Below are 14,912 nucleotides of genomic sequence, written 5' to 3' on the forward strand. Positions count from 1 at the left end.
ACGCCCATTCCCTGCAATCCCTTATCCCATCACGCTTCAAAGCCCTTGGCACAGTCTTCGCAATAAGCCCCGCACCCCAAGCCATCGCGAAGGAGCCAGCCATGACCCCCTCATCGGTCCCCCTGTTCGAAGCCACGCCGCGCTACGTCCGCGTCGAAGGCCGTACGCCCGAAGGCTTCGTGCAATTCGCCTTCAGCGTGGCCGACCCCGACCTGAACGTCGAACTGATCATGCCCGAGCCGATGTTCGAAGCCTTCTGCTGCGTCAACCGCGTGCGCTTCCTGCCGCCGCTGGCAGAAGGCCCGCAGGAAGACGAAGACTGACAAGCCAACACCACCCACCGCACCACAAGAGAGGGACACAGGAGACCAAGCGATGCAAGTCGATATCAAGACCCAGCAGATCCAGCCGCTGCGCCAGACCTACGGCCACGTGGCGCGCCGCTTCGGCGACAAGCCGGCGTCGCGCTACCAGGAAGCGACCTACGACGTGCAGTCGGAAGTCAACTTCCACTACCGCCCCACCTGGGACCCCGGCTTCGAGCTGTACGACAAGCGCCGCACCGCCATCGTGATGCAGGACTGGTACGCGCTGAAGGACCCGCGCCAGTACTACTACGGCGCCTACGTGACCACACGCGGCCGCCAGCAGGATGCCGCCGAGAAGAACTTTGCCTTTGTCGAGAAGCGCGGCCTGTTGCAGGCGCTGCCGGCCGAATGGCAGGAGCGCCTGGCCACGGGCCTGCTGCCGCTGCGCCACGTGGAGTGGGGCGCGAACATGAACAACTTCTATTGCGCCGACTACGGCTGGGGCACGGCGATCACGCAGGCCTGCACCTACTGCGCGATGGACCGCCTCGGCATCGCGCAGTACCTGTCGCGCATCGGCATGCTGCTCGATGGCAATACCGGCGTGGCGCTGGAGCGCGCCAGGGTGGCGTGGCTGGAAAGCGCCGCGTGGCAGCCGCTGCGCCGCTATGTCGAGCACACCTTCGTCACCGAAGACTGGTTCGAGACCTTTGTCGCGCAGAACCTGGTGCTCGACGGCTTGCTCTACCCGCTGGTCTACCAGCATGCCGACGCAGTCATCGTGCGCGCCTGCGGCACGGGCCTCGCCGTGCTGACCGAGTTCATGAACGACTGGCGCGACGAGCATGCGCGCTGGGTCGATGCCGTGATCCAGGCCGCCGCCGCCGAGTCCGACGCCAACCGCGCGCTGCTGTCCGGCTGGGCGCACGCCGCCGCCGCGCAGGTGGCCGAAGCGCTGGTGCCAGTCGCCGACGCACTGACCGGCGCCGACGGCGCGCAGATCGTATCGCTGTGCCGCGAGCAGTTCGAAGTGCGGCTGAACAAGCTCGGCCTCGCCGCCTGATCCCACGGACACACGGACACACGGAGACAAGACATGCCGACCGCCGCCAACGTCTACATCGCCCTGCAGAACAACGACGACACCCGCCCCATCATCGACGCCATCACCGAAGCCAACCCGCACGCCGTGGTCTCGCAGTTCCCGGCCATGGTCAAGATCGACGCCCCCGGCCACCTGACCATCGTGCGCGAGCTGGTCGCCGGCAAGCTCGGCCGCGACTGGGACCTGCAGGAGATCCACCTCAACCTGATCTCGCTGTGCGGGAACATCGACGAAGACGAAGACGCCTTCACGCTGCGCTGGAACAGCTGACACCACGCACACAGGACACCACGGAGACATCATGGACGCACGCAAGAAGCTCAACCTGCGCGAGACGTACGCCTCGATGACGCGCGACCTCGCCTGGGACACCACCTACGAGCCGATGGACAAGGTCTTTCCCTTCGACAAGTACGAAGGCATCAAGATCCACGACTGGGACAAGTGGGAAGACCCGTTCCGCATGACCATGGACGCGTACTGGAAATACCAGTCCGAGAAAGAGCGCAAGCTGTACGCGATCATCGACTCGTTCGTGCAGAACAACGGCCACCTCAATGTTTCCGACCCGCGCTACCTGAACGCGCTGCGGCTGTTCCTGACCGGCGTGACGCCGCTCGAATACGCCGCGCACCGGGGCTACGCCCACCTGGGCCGGCACTTCCGCGGCGCCGGCGCGCGCGTGGCGGCGCAGATGCAGTCGATCGACGAGCTGCGCCATGCGCAGACCCAGCTGCATACGCTGTCCGTCTACAACAAGTACTTCAACGGCTTTGGCGAATGGCGCCACATGCACGACCGGGTCTGGTACCTGTCGGTGCCCAAGTCGTACTTCGAAGACGCCATGAGCGCGGGGCCATTCGAGTTCATCACCGCGATCTCGTTCTCGTTCGAATACGTGCTGACCAACCTGCTGTTCATGCCGTTCATGTCGGGCGCGGCGTACAACGGCGACATGGCCACGGTGACCTTTGGCTTCTCGGCGCAGTCCGACGAGTCGCGCCACATGACGCTGGGGCTGGAGGTGGTCAAGTTCCTCTGCGAGCAGGATCCCGGCAACATCCCGCTCCTGCAGAAGTGGCTCGACAAATGGTTCTGGCGCGGTTTCCGCCTGCTGACGCTGGTCGGCATGATGATGGACTACATGCTGCCCAAGCGCGTGATGTCGTGGGCCGAAGCGTGGGAGATGTACTTCGAGCAGGCCGGCGGCGCGCTGTTCAAGGACCTGGAGCGCTACGGGCTGCGCATGCCCAAGTACCACGAGGTCGCGACCAAGACCAAGGACCGCATCACGCACGAGGCGTGGGGCACCTTCTACAACTACGCCGCCGCGGCCGGATTCCACACCTGGGTGCCGAAGCAAGACGAAATGGCGTGGCTCGCCGGGAAATACCCAGAGACCTTCGAGCGCTACTACAAGCCGCGCCTGGACCACTGGCAGGAGCGGCAACAGGAGGGCGAGCGCTTCTACAACGCCACGCTGCCGATGCTGTGCCAGACCTGCCAGATCCCGATGGTGTTCTCCGAGGCGGACGACCCCACCCAGACCTGCTACCGCGAGAGCAGCTACCACGGCATGAAGTTCCACTTCTGCTCCGACGGCTGCAAGGACATCTTCGACGACGAGCCCGAAAAGTACGCACAGGCCTGGCTGCCGGTGCACCAGATCTACCAGGGCAACTGCGGCGGGGCGACGCTGCCTGACGTGCTGCAGTGGTATCGCATCAACCAGGGCGCCGACAACCTGGACTTCGAAGGCTCGCAGGACCAGCGCAACTGGAATGCCTGGAAGGGCATCGCGCCGGCCGCCTGAGCAGGCGCATAACAGACAAGGAGACAACCATGCCCGTCGTATCCATCGGCGACTACACCTTCGCGCCGGCCGACCGCGAAGACGCATTCCACGGCAACCGCCTGCTCTACATCGGCTGGGACGGCCACCTGCTGTTCTGCGCGCCGCACTGCTTTCCGTTCGCGCCGTCGATGCCGCTGCGCGCGGTGGTGCAGGACGTGCTGCCCGCGGTCTACGGCTATCACCCAGACTTCGCCCGCATTGACTGGAGCACGGTGCAGTGGCTGCGCGGCGGCCAGCCGTGGCAGCCCGACCTGGACCGCACGCTGGAAGAGAACGGCCTGGGCCACAAGGACGTGATCCGCTTCCGCACGCCGGGGCTGGACGGCATCGCCGGCAGCGGCAGCTGATGCGCGCGGTTAGCAAGCAAGGAGACCGAGATGTATTCGCTGACCATTGAACCCATCGGCCAGACCATCCCCATCGCCCCGGGGCAGACGGTGCTCGATGCCTGCCTGCGCAATGGCGTGTGGCTGCCGCACGCCTGCTGCCACGGCCTGTGCGCCACCTGCAAGGTGCAGGTGGTCGACGGCGAGGTCGACCAGGGCGAGGCTTCCAGCTTCGCGCTGATGGACTTCGAGCGCGACAACGGGCAGTGCCTGGCCTGCTGCGCCACCGCGCAGTCAGACCTGGTGATCGAGGCCGATATCGAGGAAGATGCCGATGCAGAAGGCCTGCCGCTGGCGGACTACCGCGCCGAGGTGGTGGCCACGCGCGCGCTGACGCCGACCATCCTCGGCATCTGGCTCAAGCCAACGGACGGCCAGCGCGCCGCGTTCCAGGCCGGCCAGTACCTGAACCTGCAGGTGCCGGGCTGCGACCAGCCGCGCGCGTTCTCGCTCGCCAGCAAGCCCGGCGACGAACTGGTCGAACTGCACGTGCGCCGCGTGCCCGGCGGGCCCGCCACCACGTGGTTGCACGAGCAGCTGGAGGTGGGCAGCGAGCTGCGCTTCTCGGCCCCGTACGGACGATTTTTCGTGCGCAAGTCAGCGCAGGTGCCGATGCTGTTCCTGGCCGGCGGCTCGGGCCTGTCCAGCCCGCGCTCGATGATCCTCGACCTGCTCGCCGCCGGCGAGACGCTGCCGATCACGCTGGTGCAGGGCGCGCGCAACCGCGGCGAGCTGTACTACGACGACGAGTTCCAGGCGCTGGCGCAGGCGCATGCCAACTTCCGCTACGTGCCGGCGCTGTCGGACGAGCCCGCCGACAGCGGCTGGGACGGTGCGCGCGGCTACGTGCACGACGTGCTGCACCAGCTCTACGCAAACGACGGCAGTGCCGACTTCCGCGGCCACAAGGCCTACCTGTGCGGCCCGCCGCCGATGATCGAGGCCTGCATCCGCACGCTGATGCAGGGCCGCCTGTTCGAGGCGGATATCCACACGGAGAAGTTCCTGTCCGCGGGCGATGCGCAGAACAGCGCGCGCAGCCCGCTGTTCAAGATCTGAGCGGGGAGGCCATGCATGCATACCGTAGAAATCGCCGGCAGCGGCCAGCGCTACGCATGCGCGCCGGAACAGAACCTGTTGCGGGCCATGGAAGTGCTGGGCCAGCGTGGCATTCCCGCCGGCTGCCGCGGTGGCGGCTGCGGCGTGTGCAAGGTGCGTATTGAGGCCGGGCAGTACCACGTGGGCAAGATGAGCCGCACCTGCCTGTCCGAGTCGGAGCAGCGCGACGGACTGGTGCTGGCCTGCAAGACCTATCCCGACAGCGATATCCGGCTGCGCCCGGTGGCGTTGCTGCAGCGCTGCCTGGAGCGGCATGCCGCCAGACGCGATCACGCATGACCAAGCAGTGAAGACACACACAAGGAGACAGACATGGCATTGACTGGCGTATTGCGCCCGGGGCACGTGGCCCTGCGCGTGCTGGAGCTGGAACCGGCGGTGAAGCACTACACCGAGGTCCTGGGCCTGATCGAAACCGCCCGCGATGAGCAGGGCCGCGTGTTCCTGAAGGCGTGGGACGAGCACGACCACCACAGCGTGGTGCTGCGCGAGGCCGACAGCCCGGGCATGGACTACATGGGCTTCCGCGTCGACAGCGGCCGCACGCTGGAGCGGCTGGCGCAGGAGGTCGAGCAATCCGGGCTGGCTACCGGGTGCCAGTGGATCGCCGCGGGAGAGCATCCGCATACCGGCGTGCGCTTCCGCTTCACGATTCCCACCGGCCATGCGATGGAGCTGTTCGCGGACAAGGACAAGCCGGGCTGCAAGACCGGTGACCTCAACCCCGATCCCTGGCCGGACGACCTGCGCGGCATGGCGCCGAGCCGCTTCGACCACTGCCTGCTGTATGGCGACGATGTCGACGGCACCGTGAAGCTGTTCCGCGATGTGCTCGGGTTCTCGCTGGCGGAGCAGGTAGTGGCTGGCCCGGATGGCGAGGTGCTGATCGGTGCCTTCCTGACGTGCTCGAACAAGGCGCATGACGTGGCCTTTATCCGGCATCCGGAGAAGAACCGCTTCCACCATGCGTCGTTCCTGCTCGACAACTGGAGCGAGGTGCTGAAGGCGGCGGACATCATTTCCAAGAAGGACGTGTCGCTGGATATCGGGCCGACGCGGCATGGGATTACGCGCGGGGCCACGATCTACTTCTTTGATCCGTCCGGGAACCGGAACGAGGTGTTTTCCGGCGGGTATATCCACTACCCGGACAAGCCGACGATCACGTGGACGGATAACGAGCTGGGCAGGGCGATCTTCTATCACGACCGCAAGCTGAATGAGGCGTTTTTGAATGTGCTGACCTGAACGGCGCCACTGGTTTGCTCCCCTATCCCGCTTGCGGGAGAGGGGAGCGTTTGCCGGCCTTGGCAGCCGTCTCCACCGCAACCGCTGCTGACACGTCTTCCGCACTGAACACCAGAGAACCAACATGAAAGACTTCAAGAACTTCATCAACGGCGAGTGGGTCGGCACTACCCGCACGTTCCCCAACCGCAATCCCGCCGACAACACCGTGATCGGCCACGTCCACGAAGCCGGCCAGGCAGAAGTCGATGCTGCCGTGCAGGCCGCGCGCAACGCGCTGCATGGCCCCTGGGGCCGCATGACCGTAGCGCAGCGTGTCGAACTGCTGCACGCCGTGGCCGACGGCATCAACCGGCGCTTCGAGGAATTCGTGCAGGCGGAGATCGCCGATACCGGCAAGCCCTATGCGCTCGCCAGCCATGTCGACATCCCCCGCGGCGCGGCCAACTTCAAGGTCTTCGCCGACCTGATCCGCAACGTCCCGACCGAAAGCTTCACCATGGACACGCCGGACGGCGGCAAGGCCGTCAACTACGCCGTGCGCAGCCCGCGCGGCGTGATCGGCGTGGTCTGCCCATGGAACCTGCCGTTGCTGCTGATGACGTGGAAGGTCAGCCCCGCGCTGGCCTGCGGCAACACCGTGGTGGTCAAGCCGTCGGAAGAGACCCCCGCCACTGCCACGCTGCTGGGCGAGGTGATGAACGAGGCTGGCGTGCCGCCGGGCGTCTACAACGTGGTCCACGGCTTCGGCCCGGATTCGGCCGGCGCGTTCCTGACGGCGCATCCGCAGGTCAACGGCATCACCTTCACCGGCGAAACGCGCACCGGCGAGGCCATCATGAAGGCGGCCGCCAACGGCGTGCGTCCGGTGTCGTTTGAACTGGGCGGCAAGAACGCCGGCATCGTTTTTGCCGATGCCGATTTCGACAAGGCCGTGGCCGGCATCACCCGCTCGGCGTTCGAGAACAGCGGCCAGGTCTGCCTGGGCACCGAACGCGTCTACGTGCAGCGTCCGGTCTTCGAGCGCTTCGTTGCCGCACTCAAGGAGAAGGCCGAAGGGCTGAAGCTTGGCGCGCCCACTGAACCCGGCGTCAGCATGGGCCCGCTGGTCTCGCACGAGCACCGCGACAAGGTGCTGTCCTACTACCGCAAGGCCGCAGAGGAGGGCGCCACCGTAGTCACCGGCGGCAGCGTGCCGCAGATGCCCGGCAAGCTGGCCGAAGGCGCGTGGGTGCAGCCGACCATCTGGACCGGCCTGCCGGAAGGCGCCGCGGTCATCCGCGAGGAAATCTTCGGGCCGTGCTGCCATATCGCCCCGTTCGACACCGAGGAAGAAGTCATCGCGCTGGCCAACGCCACGCCCTACGGCCTTGCCGCTACCGTGTGGACCGGCGACCTCGGCACCGCCCATCGCATGGGCAGCGCGCTTGAGGTCGGGATCTGCTGGATCAACGCGTGGTTCCTGCGCGACCTGCGCACCGCTTTCGGCGGCGCGAAGCAATCCGGCATCGGACGCGAAGGCGGCGTCCATTCGCTCGAGTTCTACACCGAGCTGCGTAACGTCTGCGTCAAACTGTGAGCCACCCCATGCAAAGCGAACAAATCCGCGAACTCGGTGCCAGCCTGCATCAGGCGTTGGCCAGCCGGCGCCCTCTGGCACCGCTGACCGAATCCTGGCCCGACCTGACCCTGGATGATGCCTACCGCATCCAGCTCGCCATGGTGCAGCACCGGCTCGACGCCGGCGAGCGCGTGGTCGGCAAGAAGATCGGCGTGACCAGCCGCGTGGTGATGGACATGCTGGACGTGTGCCAGCCTGACTTCGGCCACCTGCTGTCGGGCATGGTGTATGCCGACGGCGCCGCCATTGCCGCCGATTCCCTGATCGCGCCCAAGGCCGAAGGCGAGATCGCCTTCGTGCTCAAGGACGACCTCGCAGGCCCCGGCGTGACCAATGCCGACGTGCTGCGCGCAACCGCTTATGTGCTGCCGTGCTTCGAGATCGTCGACTCGCGCATCCGCGACTGGAAGATCCGCATCCAGGACACCGTCGCCGACAACGCCTCCTCGGGCGTATTCGTGCTGGGCGATGCCGCAGTCGATCCGCGCCAGCTAGATCTCGGCACTGTCGGCATGACGCTGGAGAAGAACGGCGAGATCGTCGCTACCGGCGCCGGCGCAGCTGCGCTCGGGCACCCGGCCAATGCGGTGGCATGGCTCGCCAACACGCTGGGCAGGCTGGGGCTCGGCCTGAAGCGCGGCGAGGTGATCCTGTCGGGCTCGCTGGCCGCGATGGTACCGGTGGCTGCCGGCGACCAGTTGCGCATCAGCCTGGGTGGCATCGGCTCGGCCGGCGTGCGCTTCGTCTGATCCTTTCCATTCCTTCTGCAGGACAATGCCATGAACCTCACGCAAGACACCATCGCCCGGCTGGCCGAGCACCTGGAAAACGCCGAGCTGCACCGGGAAGCCGTGCCGAAGATCACGGATGCGCATCCAGAGATGGACTGGGACGACGCCTATGCCATCCAGGACGCGATCCGTGCGCGCAAGGCGGCACGCGGCACCCGTATCGCCGGCCTCAAGATGGGACTGACCTCGTTCGCCAAGATGCGCCAGATGGGCGTGAGCGATCCGGTCTACGGTTTCCTCACCGACTACGGCGCGTGTATGGACGGCGCCGCCATCGATACGTCGTCGCTGATCCATCCCAAGGTCGAAGCCGAGATCGCCTTCGTGCTGAAGGCCCCGCTGAAGGGCCCCGGCTGCCATATCGGCGACGTGCTGGCCGCGACCGACTTCGTGGTGCCGGCGGTGGAGGTGATCGATTCACGCTACGAGAACTTCCGTTTCGACCTCAAGAGCGTGATTGCCGACAACACCTCGTCCGCGCGCTTCGTCGTCGGCGGCAGCCACCGTGGCGCCGATGGTCTCGACCTGAAGACGCTAGGCGTGGTGCTGGAGAAGAACGGCGAGGTGGTCGCCACCGCCGCCGGCGCCGCGGTGCTGGGGCATGCCGCCAACAGCGTTGCCATGCTGGCCAACATGCTGGGCGCGCGCGGCCGCGAGCTGCCAGCGGGGACTTTCATCATGACCGGCGGCGTGACCGAGGCCATTGCGGTCGCCGCCGGCGACAGCATTACCGTGCGCTACCAGCATCTCGGCACGGTCTCGATGCGCTTCACCTGAACCCGCACCGCGAACGCATAGAAAGGAGACACACCATGCCGATCATGCAGGTCTTCCTGATCGAAGGCCGTACCGATGAACAGAAGGCGCGCCTGATCCGCGCGCTGACCGATGCCGCGGTGGAAGCGGTGGGCGCGCCGGTGGAAACCGTGCGCGTGATGATCACCGAGGTGCCGAAGACGCAGTTCGGCATCGGCGGCACCACCGCCAAGGCGCTGGGGCGCTGAGCGCCGCGATCAGTACAACGAAGACAGCGCAGACAACGGAGAGGACAGCGACATGGACATGAAAGCAAACGCCCGGCACAAGGTGGCCATCATCGGTTCGGGCAATATCGGCACCGACCTGATGATCAAGGTGATGCGGCAATCGCAGCACCTGGAGATGGGCGCAATGGTCGGCATTGACGCGGCCTCGGACGGGCTCGCGCGTGCGGCACGGCTTGGCGTGCCTACCACGGCGGAAGGGATCGATGGCCTGGTCGCCATGGCCGGCTTCGGCGACATCCGCGTTGCCTTCGATGCAACGTCGGCCGGCGCGCATGCGCACCACAACCGCGTGCTGCAGCAGCACGGCGTGCGCGTGATCGACCTGACGCCGGCGTCGATCGGGCCGCACGTGGTGCCGGTGGTCAACCTCGACCAGCATCTGGAGGCGGCCAATATCAACATGGTCACCTGCGGCGGGCAGGCCACCATCCCGATGGTGGCCGCGGTATCGCGCGTGGCCAGGGTGCACTACGCCGAGATCGTCGCATCGATCTCCAGCAAGTCGGCCGGGCCGGGCACGCGCGCCAATATCGACGAGTTCACCGAGACCACCAGCCAGGCGCTGTGCTCGGTCGGCGGCGCGGCGCGCGGCAAGGCCATCATCGTGCTGAATCCCGCCGAGCCGCCGCTGATGATGCGCGACACCGTCTTCACCTTGTCGGAGGATGCCGACACGGCGGCGATCGAGGCGAGCATCGAAGCCATGGCGCAGGCGGTGCAGGCCTACGTGCCGGGCTACCGGCTCAAGCAGCGCGTGCAATTCGAGCGCATCGACCCGTCGGCGCCGCTGAATATCCCGGGGCTGGGACCGATGAGCGGACTCAAGACCTCGATCTTCCTCGAGGTTGAGGGCGCCGCCCACTACCTGCCGGCCTATGCGGGCAATCTCGACATCATGACCAGCGCCGCGCTGGCCTGCGCCGAGCGCCTGGCCGCGACCCGGCTGTCCGCCTGAGCGCGGCCCTATCACCGCAGGGAGACCAACATGACCTTACCGTCCGACATGCCCAACAAGAAGCTCTACATTTCCGACGTAACGCTGCGCGACGGCAGCCACGCCATCCGCCACCAGTACAGCCTGGACCAGGTGCGCCGCATCGCCGCGGCGCTCGACGCGGCCCGGGTCGATTCGATTGAAGTGGCGCATGGCGATGGCCTGTCGGGCTCCAGCTTCAACTACGGCTTTGGTGCCCACACCGACCTGGAATGGATCGCCGCCGTGGCCGAGACCGTGCGCCACGCGCGCGTGGCGACGCTGCTGCTGCCCGGCGTTGGCACCGTGCACGACCTGCGCGCCGCCTATGACGCCGGCGCGCGCGTGGTGCGCGTGGCCACGCATTGCACCGAGGCCGATGTTTCGCGCCAGCATATCGAGTCCGCGCGCGAACTTGGCATGGACACCGTCGGCTTCCTGATGATGAGCCACATGACTTCGCCGGCGGCGCTGGCGCAGCAGGCCAGGCTGATGGAAAGCTACGGCGCGCAGTGTGTCTATGTCGTCGATTCCGGCGGCGCACTCAGCATGCAGGACGTGCGCGAGCGCTTCCGCGCGTTCAAGGACGTGCTCCGGCCCGAGACCGCCACTGGCATGCACGCGCACCACAACCTGAGCCTGGGCGTGGCCAACTCTATCGTCGCCGTGGAAGAGGGGTGCGACCGCATCGACGCCAGCCTGGCCGGCATGGGCGCCGGCGCTGGCAATGCGCCGCTGGAAGTGTTCATCGCCGCCGCCGAGCGGCTGGGCTGGCACCACGGCTGCGACCTGTACACGCTGATGGATGCCGCCGACGACATCGTGCGGCCGCTGCAGGACCGCCCGGTGCGGGTCGACCGCGAGACGCTGGCGCTGGGCTACGCCGGGGTTTACTCCAGCTTCCTGCGCCATGCCGAGGCGGCGGCAGCGCGCTACGGGCTGGGTACGGTCGATATCCTGGTCGAGCTGGGCAAGCGCCGCATGGTCGGCGGGCAGGAGGACATGATCGTCGACGTGGCGCTGGACTTGCTGGCGCGGGAGGGGCAGGGACAGCCAGCGGTGGCGTCTGCCTGAGTGATGGCGTGCAGTTGTGGAAACAGGCGCACATCGAGGCCAGGCATGGGGCATCCTTATCGCGCTGTGTCCGTACTCTAGTAGGGATCAGTTCGACTTCCCGCCGCCTACACGGATTTCACCAAGGCACGCCAGAAGGCCGCTTGCTGGCGGCGCTGCGCGTCATGAACGAGCGCCTGCCCGCCACCGTTACGCAGGTGCGCGCCAGCAGCGCCAATATCGCGCTGTCGACCAGCGAGATCGCCACCGGCAATGCCGACCTGAGCAGCCGCACAGAGGAGCAGGCCGCGTCGCTGGAACAGACCGCGGCCAGCATGGAAGAGCTGACCGAGACCGTGCGCCAGAATACCGACAACGCGCGCCAGGCCAGCGAGCTGGCGGGCAGCGCCGCCGACGTGGCGCAGCGCGGCAGCATCACGGTGCAGCGCGTGGTCGGCACCATGCAGGACATCAGCACCAGTTCGGCCAAGATTGCCGAGATCACCGGCATCATCCACGAGGCCGCCATGGCATCGCGCGCGCTGGAAGAGCAGGGGCGCGCGCTGAACGAGGTGGTGGCGTTCTTCCGGCTGCCGGGCGAGGGGGCAGGGCGTGTGGCGTCGGGTGCGGCAACTGCGGTGCACCGTGCGCGAGGGGCGTTGGCGACGGCGTAGCGATACCGTGCTCCCTCCCTCCGGGCTTGCCTTTACCCACAACTTGCGGCGGCTTACTCGTCTTTCTGGAAGATCCGATACATTTCGGTGATTTCGTGCAGGGCGAGGAAGCCGCGCCAGAGGACGGTGGCTCCCGGGGGATCGTCGTTTTTGCGACCCAGGTAGCCACCGAGCTTGGCGATCCCAAGGACCGCGTCGCTGAGTTTTGGCGCCTCTTCCGGTGGCTTGGTTGTGCCGTGCGTGCGGCAGTACAAGGCCCGCCATTCGAGCGATTGCAGTAGCGCCGAGCATGGGATATCGGCTTCGAGCCGGCCCAGCATGGTCGCGTACATAATGCGCCAGCCGATCACGGCGAACAGCGCCGTGGCCCGCAGGAACCGCTCCAGCGTCCCGAACTGCCGGGCTTCGATCTGGCAGCCACTTTTCAGGACACGATGCCAGGATTCAATGGTCCAGCGCCGGGCATACCAGCTCAGCCGCTCGAGCACATCTTCCAGCGTTTGGGTGGGCATCGAACTGAGCAACATCCATTCGAGCGGCTCAACGCCTTGGGGCGGCTCGATCTCCAGCGCGTGAATGGCAAACACTTCGAGACTCGGTAGATCCTCTGCACCGCGGCTGCGCGGCGGTCGCAGTTGGACGGGCACACAACGCAAAGCCAGTCGGGCGCTACGCGCCTGCCTGGCGCCGCTCCTGGGCACGTGCAATACGGTCTCCCCAAGTACAGGAGCCGCAGCAACCGTCTCCCACAGATACTTCTCTGGGTGGTCCACGCCTCGATTCCAGGCGGCCCGCACCAACCAGTCCACCCCCGCTGGGCGCGGCGCCAGGAACACGTCATACACATCGCCCTCGCGATCGCTGACGGCAACAAGGTGCGTGTCCGGACACTGCATCTTGAGCGGCTCAAGGCATTCCAGCCCCTCCAGCCATTTCACGCTTTCCTTGTCACGAATGGACAGCGTCCGGCGCTGCCTGGCCTTGCCCGATGCTTGCGGCGCACGCACCCACGTCTTCATGCTCAGCACGCCCAGTGGCAGGCCCTCAGGCGTCACCGCCAGCACGCTGTGCAACATGAATCCGTGCAAATTGCCGCCCATGCCGTGTCCAAGTCCCTCAGTCGCGGGCAAATTTGCCAGATTGAATTCCGTGGTGTCCTGCACCGCCAGTACGACAGGTACCTGCTGCATGCGACCCACGGTTTGAGCGACGTGGCTCGCCAGTATTCCGTCCGGGTCGACCGCCTCATTATCAAAGAAGCGATATGCCGCCTTGAGTTGGGCACCACTCAAGGCCTGCGGGAACGAAACATGGGCTTTTTGCGCCAGTCCGCGCGCCAATGCCACAAGGCGCTGCGTGCGACGCGCATCGCCCAATTGTGCGCCACTGAATTCGTCGCTGGCCCAGTCTTCCAGATCTTCCGTATCCGGCAAAATTGCCACCACTGATTGTCAACTTCGCACGAAGTTAACACCGTCCAATCCGGTTTACAACCTTTCCAATCGAGATGTGGGTAAAGGCAAGCTCCGGGAGAGGGTTGGGGAGAGGGCCGGCGTGGCAACGAAGTCACGGTTGCGGTATGCCACGGCGATGCCTTCTCCCCCGGCCGCTCTTCCGCAGGCGGGAGCGGGGAGCAAACCGGCGGGTGCATTGGGCGCGCGGGGCGGGTAGACTTGCCTGTCCCGCTTCCCTTTCTCCGCCATCGCCATGCCGAACCTGCCGATCTCCTTCGAAGACGTCGTCGCCGCCCACGACCGCATCCGTGCCGCAGCCCACCGCACGCCGGTGCTGACTTCCACGACCGCGGACGCGGCCACCGGCGCGCAGCTGTTCTTCAAGTGCGAGAATTTCCAGCGCATCGGTGCCTTCAAGTTCCGCGGCGCCTATAACGCCATCGCCCAGTTCACGCCGCAGCAGAAGGCCGGCGGGGTGCTGGCGTTTTCCTCCGGCAACCACGCGCAGGCGATTGCGCTGTCCGCACGGCTGCTGGGCGCGCAGGCGGTGATCGTGATGCCGCAGGACGCGCCCGCGATCAAGATCGAGGCCACGCGCGGCTATGGCGCCGAGGTGGTGCTGTACGACCGCTACACCGAGGACCGCGAGGCGCTGGGCCAGCGCATCGCCGCCGAGCGCGGCATGACGCTGATCCCGCCGTACGACCATCCGCACGTGATGGCCGGGCAGGGCACCGCGGCCAAGGAACTGCTGGAGGAAACCGGCCCGCTCGACATGCTGGCGGTGTGCCTGGGCGGTGGCGGGCTGCTGTCGGGCTGTGCCGTGGCGGCGCACGCCATGTCGCCCGGCTGCGCGGTCTACGGCGTCGAGCCCGAAGCCGGCAACGACGGCCAGCGCAGCCTGCGCAGCGGCGAGATCGTCCGCATCGACACGCCGCGCACCATAGCCGACGGCGCCCAGACCCCGTTTCTCGGCCAGTACACCTTTGCCGTGATTCGCGAACGGGTCACCGATATCGTGACTGTTTCGGACGCAGAACTGGTCGAAACCATGAAGTTCTTCGCCGGGCGCATGAAGATCGTGGTCGAGCCGACCGGATGCCTGGCAGCGGCCGCGGTGCTGCACGGCAAGCTCGATGTGAAGGGCAAGCGCGTGGGCATCATCGTCTCCGGCGGCAATGTCGACCTGGGCAGTTTTGCCGGCTTTTTGCAGGGGAAGGCAGGCTGAGCCGCGACTGCCTTGCGTTCTCCGGAATCCGCCCGGCACCCGGCCGTCTAA

Annotated in this window: 16 protein-coding genes and 1 pseudogene; 16 read left to right on the top strand and 1 reads right to left on the bottom strand. The window is 66.5% G+C overall.

Annotation, left to right across the window (positions count from 1 at the left end):
• Nucleotides 1-101: 101 nt before the first annotated feature.
• From CTP10_RS18920 to CTP10_RS18990, 15 genes and pseudogenes are all read left to right on the top strand, one after another.
• Nucleotides 102-323, top strand: a complete 222-nt coding sequence (locus CTP10_RS18920) for a phenol hydroxylase subunit (protein ID WP_116318761.1) — start codon at nucleotides 102-104, stop codon at nucleotides 321-323.
• A 52-nt stretch (nucleotides 324-375) separates the two neighbouring features.
• The gene (locus CTP10_RS18925; protein ID WP_116318760.1) at nucleotides 376-1,371 is read left to right on the top strand and encodes an aromatic/alkene monooxygenase hydroxylase subunit beta; all 996 of its coding nucleotides are present in this window, start codon (nucleotides 376-378) and stop codon (nucleotides 1,369-1,371) included.
• A gap of 33 nt (nucleotides 1,372-1,404) precedes the next feature.
• Entirely contained in the window at nucleotides 1,405-1,683 is a 279-nt protein-coding gene (locus tag CTP10_RS18930; protein ID WP_116318759.1) for an MmoB/DmpM family protein, read from the top strand.
• 31 nt (nucleotides 1,684-1,714) lie between these two features.
• Nucleotides 1,715-3,226, top strand: coding sequence for an aromatic/alkene/methane monooxygenase hydroxylase/oxygenase subunit alpha (locus CTP10_RS18935; RefSeq protein WP_116318758.1), 1,512 nt, complete (start codon nucleotides 1,715-1,717; stop codon nucleotides 3,224-3,226).
• Nucleotides 3,227-3,255: 29 nt separating this feature from the next.
• Entirely contained in the window at nucleotides 3,256-3,615 is a 360-nt protein-coding gene (locus CTP10_RS18940; RefSeq protein ID WP_116318757.1) for a phenol hydroxylase subunit P4, read from the top strand.
• A gap of 30 nt (nucleotides 3,616-3,645) precedes the next feature.
• Complete coding sequence (locus tag CTP10_RS18945) at nucleotides 3,646-4,713, top strand: NADH:ubiquinone reductase (Na(+)-transporting) subunit F (protein ID WP_116318756.1); 1,068 nt, start codon at nucleotides 3,646-3,648, stop codon at nucleotides 4,711-4,713.
• 15 nt (nucleotides 4,714-4,728) lie between these two features.
• Nucleotides 4,729-5,052, top strand: a complete 324-nt coding sequence (locus tag CTP10_RS18950; RefSeq protein ID WP_116318755.1) for a 2Fe-2S iron-sulfur cluster binding domain-containing protein — start codon at nucleotides 4,729-4,731, stop codon at nucleotides 5,050-5,052.
• 33 nt (nucleotides 5,053-5,085) lie between these two features.
• Nucleotides 5,086-6,021 (top strand): catechol 2,3-dioxygenase, encoded by a 936-nt coding sequence (locus CTP10_RS18955; protein WP_116318754.1) that lies wholly within the window; start codon nucleotides 5,086-5,088, stop codon nucleotides 6,019-6,021.
• 124 nt (nucleotides 6,022-6,145) lie between these two features.
• Nucleotides 6,146-7,600 carry a 2-hydroxymuconic semialdehyde dehydrogenase gene (locus CTP10_RS18960; RefSeq protein ID WP_116318753.1) on the top strand — a complete coding sequence of 485 codons (1,455 nt, stop codon included), beginning with the start codon at nucleotides 6,146-6,148 and terminating at the stop codon, nucleotides 7,598-7,600.
• Between the two features lie 8 nt (nucleotides 7,601-7,608).
• Complete coding sequence (dmpE, locus tag CTP10_RS18965; RefSeq protein WP_116318752.1) at nucleotides 7,609-8,391, top strand: 2-oxopent-4-enoate hydratase; 783 nt, start codon at nucleotides 7,609-7,611, stop codon at nucleotides 8,389-8,391.
• Nucleotides 8,392-8,421: 30 nt separating this feature from the next.
• Complete coding sequence (gene dmpH, locus CTP10_RS18970; protein ID WP_116318751.1) at nucleotides 8,422-9,210, top strand: 2-oxo-3-hexenedioate decarboxylase; 789 nt, start codon at nucleotides 8,422-8,424, stop codon at nucleotides 9,208-9,210.
• Between the two features lie 35 nt (nucleotides 9,211-9,245).
• Nucleotides 9,246-9,437 carry a 2-hydroxymuconate tautomerase gene (locus CTP10_RS18975; protein ID WP_116318750.1) on the top strand — a complete coding sequence of 64 codons (192 nt, stop codon included), beginning with the start codon at nucleotides 9,246-9,248 and terminating at the stop codon, nucleotides 9,435-9,437.
• Between the two features lie 52 nt (nucleotides 9,438-9,489).
• Nucleotides 9,490-10,434: an acetaldehyde dehydrogenase (acetylating) gene (locus tag CTP10_RS18980; RefSeq protein WP_116318749.1), complete on the top strand. Its 945-nt coding sequence runs from the start codon at nucleotides 9,490-9,492 to the stop codon at nucleotides 10,432-10,434.
• 48 nt (nucleotides 10,435-10,482) lie between these two features.
• Nucleotides 10,483-11,526 carry a 4-hydroxy-2-oxovalerate aldolase gene (gene dmpG / locus CTP10_RS18985; protein WP_116318944.1) on the top strand — a complete coding sequence of 348 codons (1,044 nt, stop codon included), beginning with the start codon at nucleotides 10,483-10,485 and terminating at the stop codon, nucleotides 11,524-11,526.
• Nucleotides 11,527-11,663: 137 nt separating this feature from the next.
• A pseudogene (locus tag CTP10_RS18990) lies at nucleotides 11,664-12,161 on the top strand (methyl-accepting chemotaxis protein); the annotation flags it as partial.
• A 71-nt stretch (nucleotides 12,162-12,232) separates the two neighbouring features.
• On the opposite strand, the gene CTP10_RS18995 reads toward CTP10_RS18990, so the two are convergent.
• Nucleotides 12,233-13,624: an IS4 family transposase gene (locus CTP10_RS18995; protein WP_233528076.1), complete on the bottom strand. Its 1,392-nt coding sequence runs from the start codon at nucleotides 13,622-13,624 to the stop codon at nucleotides 12,233-12,235.
• A gap of 262 nt (nucleotides 13,625-13,886) precedes the next feature.
• On the opposite strand from CTP10_RS18995, the gene CTP10_RS19000 reads away from it, so the two are divergent.
• Complete coding sequence (locus tag CTP10_RS19000) at nucleotides 13,887-14,861, top strand: threo-3-hydroxy-L-aspartate ammonia-lyase (protein WP_116318747.1); 975 nt, start codon at nucleotides 13,887-13,889, stop codon at nucleotides 14,859-14,861.
• Nucleotides 14,862-14,912: the final 51 nt, after the last annotated feature.

It is taken from the genome of Cupriavidus sp. P-10 (assembly GCF_003402535.2).
GTDB lineage: Bacteria > Pseudomonadota > Gammaproteobacteria > Burkholderiales > Burkholderiaceae > Cupriavidus.

Excerpts from the sequence above, each read along its gene's own strand:
- CTP10_RS18920 (WP_116318761.1), top strand. The coding sequence starts at position 102 with ATGACCCCCTCATCGGTCCCCCTGTTCGAAGCCACGCCGCGCTACGTC.
- CTP10_RS18925 (WP_116318760.1), top strand. The coding sequence starts at position 376 with ATGCAAGTCGATATCAAGACCCAGCAGATCCAGCCGCTGCGCCAGACC.
- CTP10_RS18930 (WP_116318759.1), top strand. The coding sequence starts at position 1,405 with ATGCCGACCGCCGCCAACGTCTACATCGCCCTGCAGAACAACGACGAC.
- CTP10_RS18935 (WP_116318758.1), top strand. The coding sequence starts at position 1,715 with ATGGACGCACGCAAGAAGCTCAACCTGCGCGAGACGTACGCCTCGATG.
- CTP10_RS18940 (WP_116318757.1), top strand. The coding sequence starts at position 3,256 with ATGCCCGTCGTATCCATCGGCGACTACACCTTCGCGCCGGCCGACCGC.
- CTP10_RS18945 (WP_116318756.1), top strand. The coding sequence starts at position 3,646 with ATGTATTCGCTGACCATTGAACCCATCGGCCAGACCATCCCCATCGCC.
- CTP10_RS18950 (WP_116318755.1), top strand. The coding sequence starts at position 4,729 with ATGCATACCGTAGAAATCGCCGGCAGCGGCCAGCGCTACGCATGCGCG.
- CTP10_RS18955 (WP_116318754.1), top strand. The coding sequence starts at position 5,086 with ATGGCATTGACTGGCGTATTGCGCCCGGGGCACGTGGCCCTGCGCGTG.
- CTP10_RS18960 (WP_116318753.1), top strand. The coding sequence starts at position 6,146 with ATGAAAGACTTCAAGAACTTCATCAACGGCGAGTGGGTCGGCACTACC.
- dmpE (WP_116318752.1), top strand. The coding sequence starts at position 7,609 with ATGCAAAGCGAACAAATCCGCGAACTCGGTGCCAGCCTGCATCAGGCG.
- dmpH (WP_116318751.1), top strand. The coding sequence starts at position 8,422 with ATGAACCTCACGCAAGACACCATCGCCCGGCTGGCCGAGCACCTGGAA.
- CTP10_RS18975 (WP_116318750.1), top strand. The coding sequence starts at position 9,246 with ATGCCGATCATGCAGGTCTTCCTGATCGAAGGCCGTACCGATGAACAG.
- CTP10_RS18980 (WP_116318749.1), top strand. The coding sequence starts at position 9,490 with ATGGACATGAAAGCAAACGCCCGGCACAAGGTGGCCATCATCGGTTCG.
- dmpG (WP_116318944.1), top strand. The coding sequence starts at position 10,483 with ATGCCCAACAAGAAGCTCTACATTTCCGACGTAACGCTGCGCGACGGC.
- CTP10_RS19000 (WP_116318747.1), top strand. The coding sequence starts at position 13,887 with ATGCCGAACCTGCCGATCTCCTTCGAAGACGTCGTCGCCGCCCACGAC.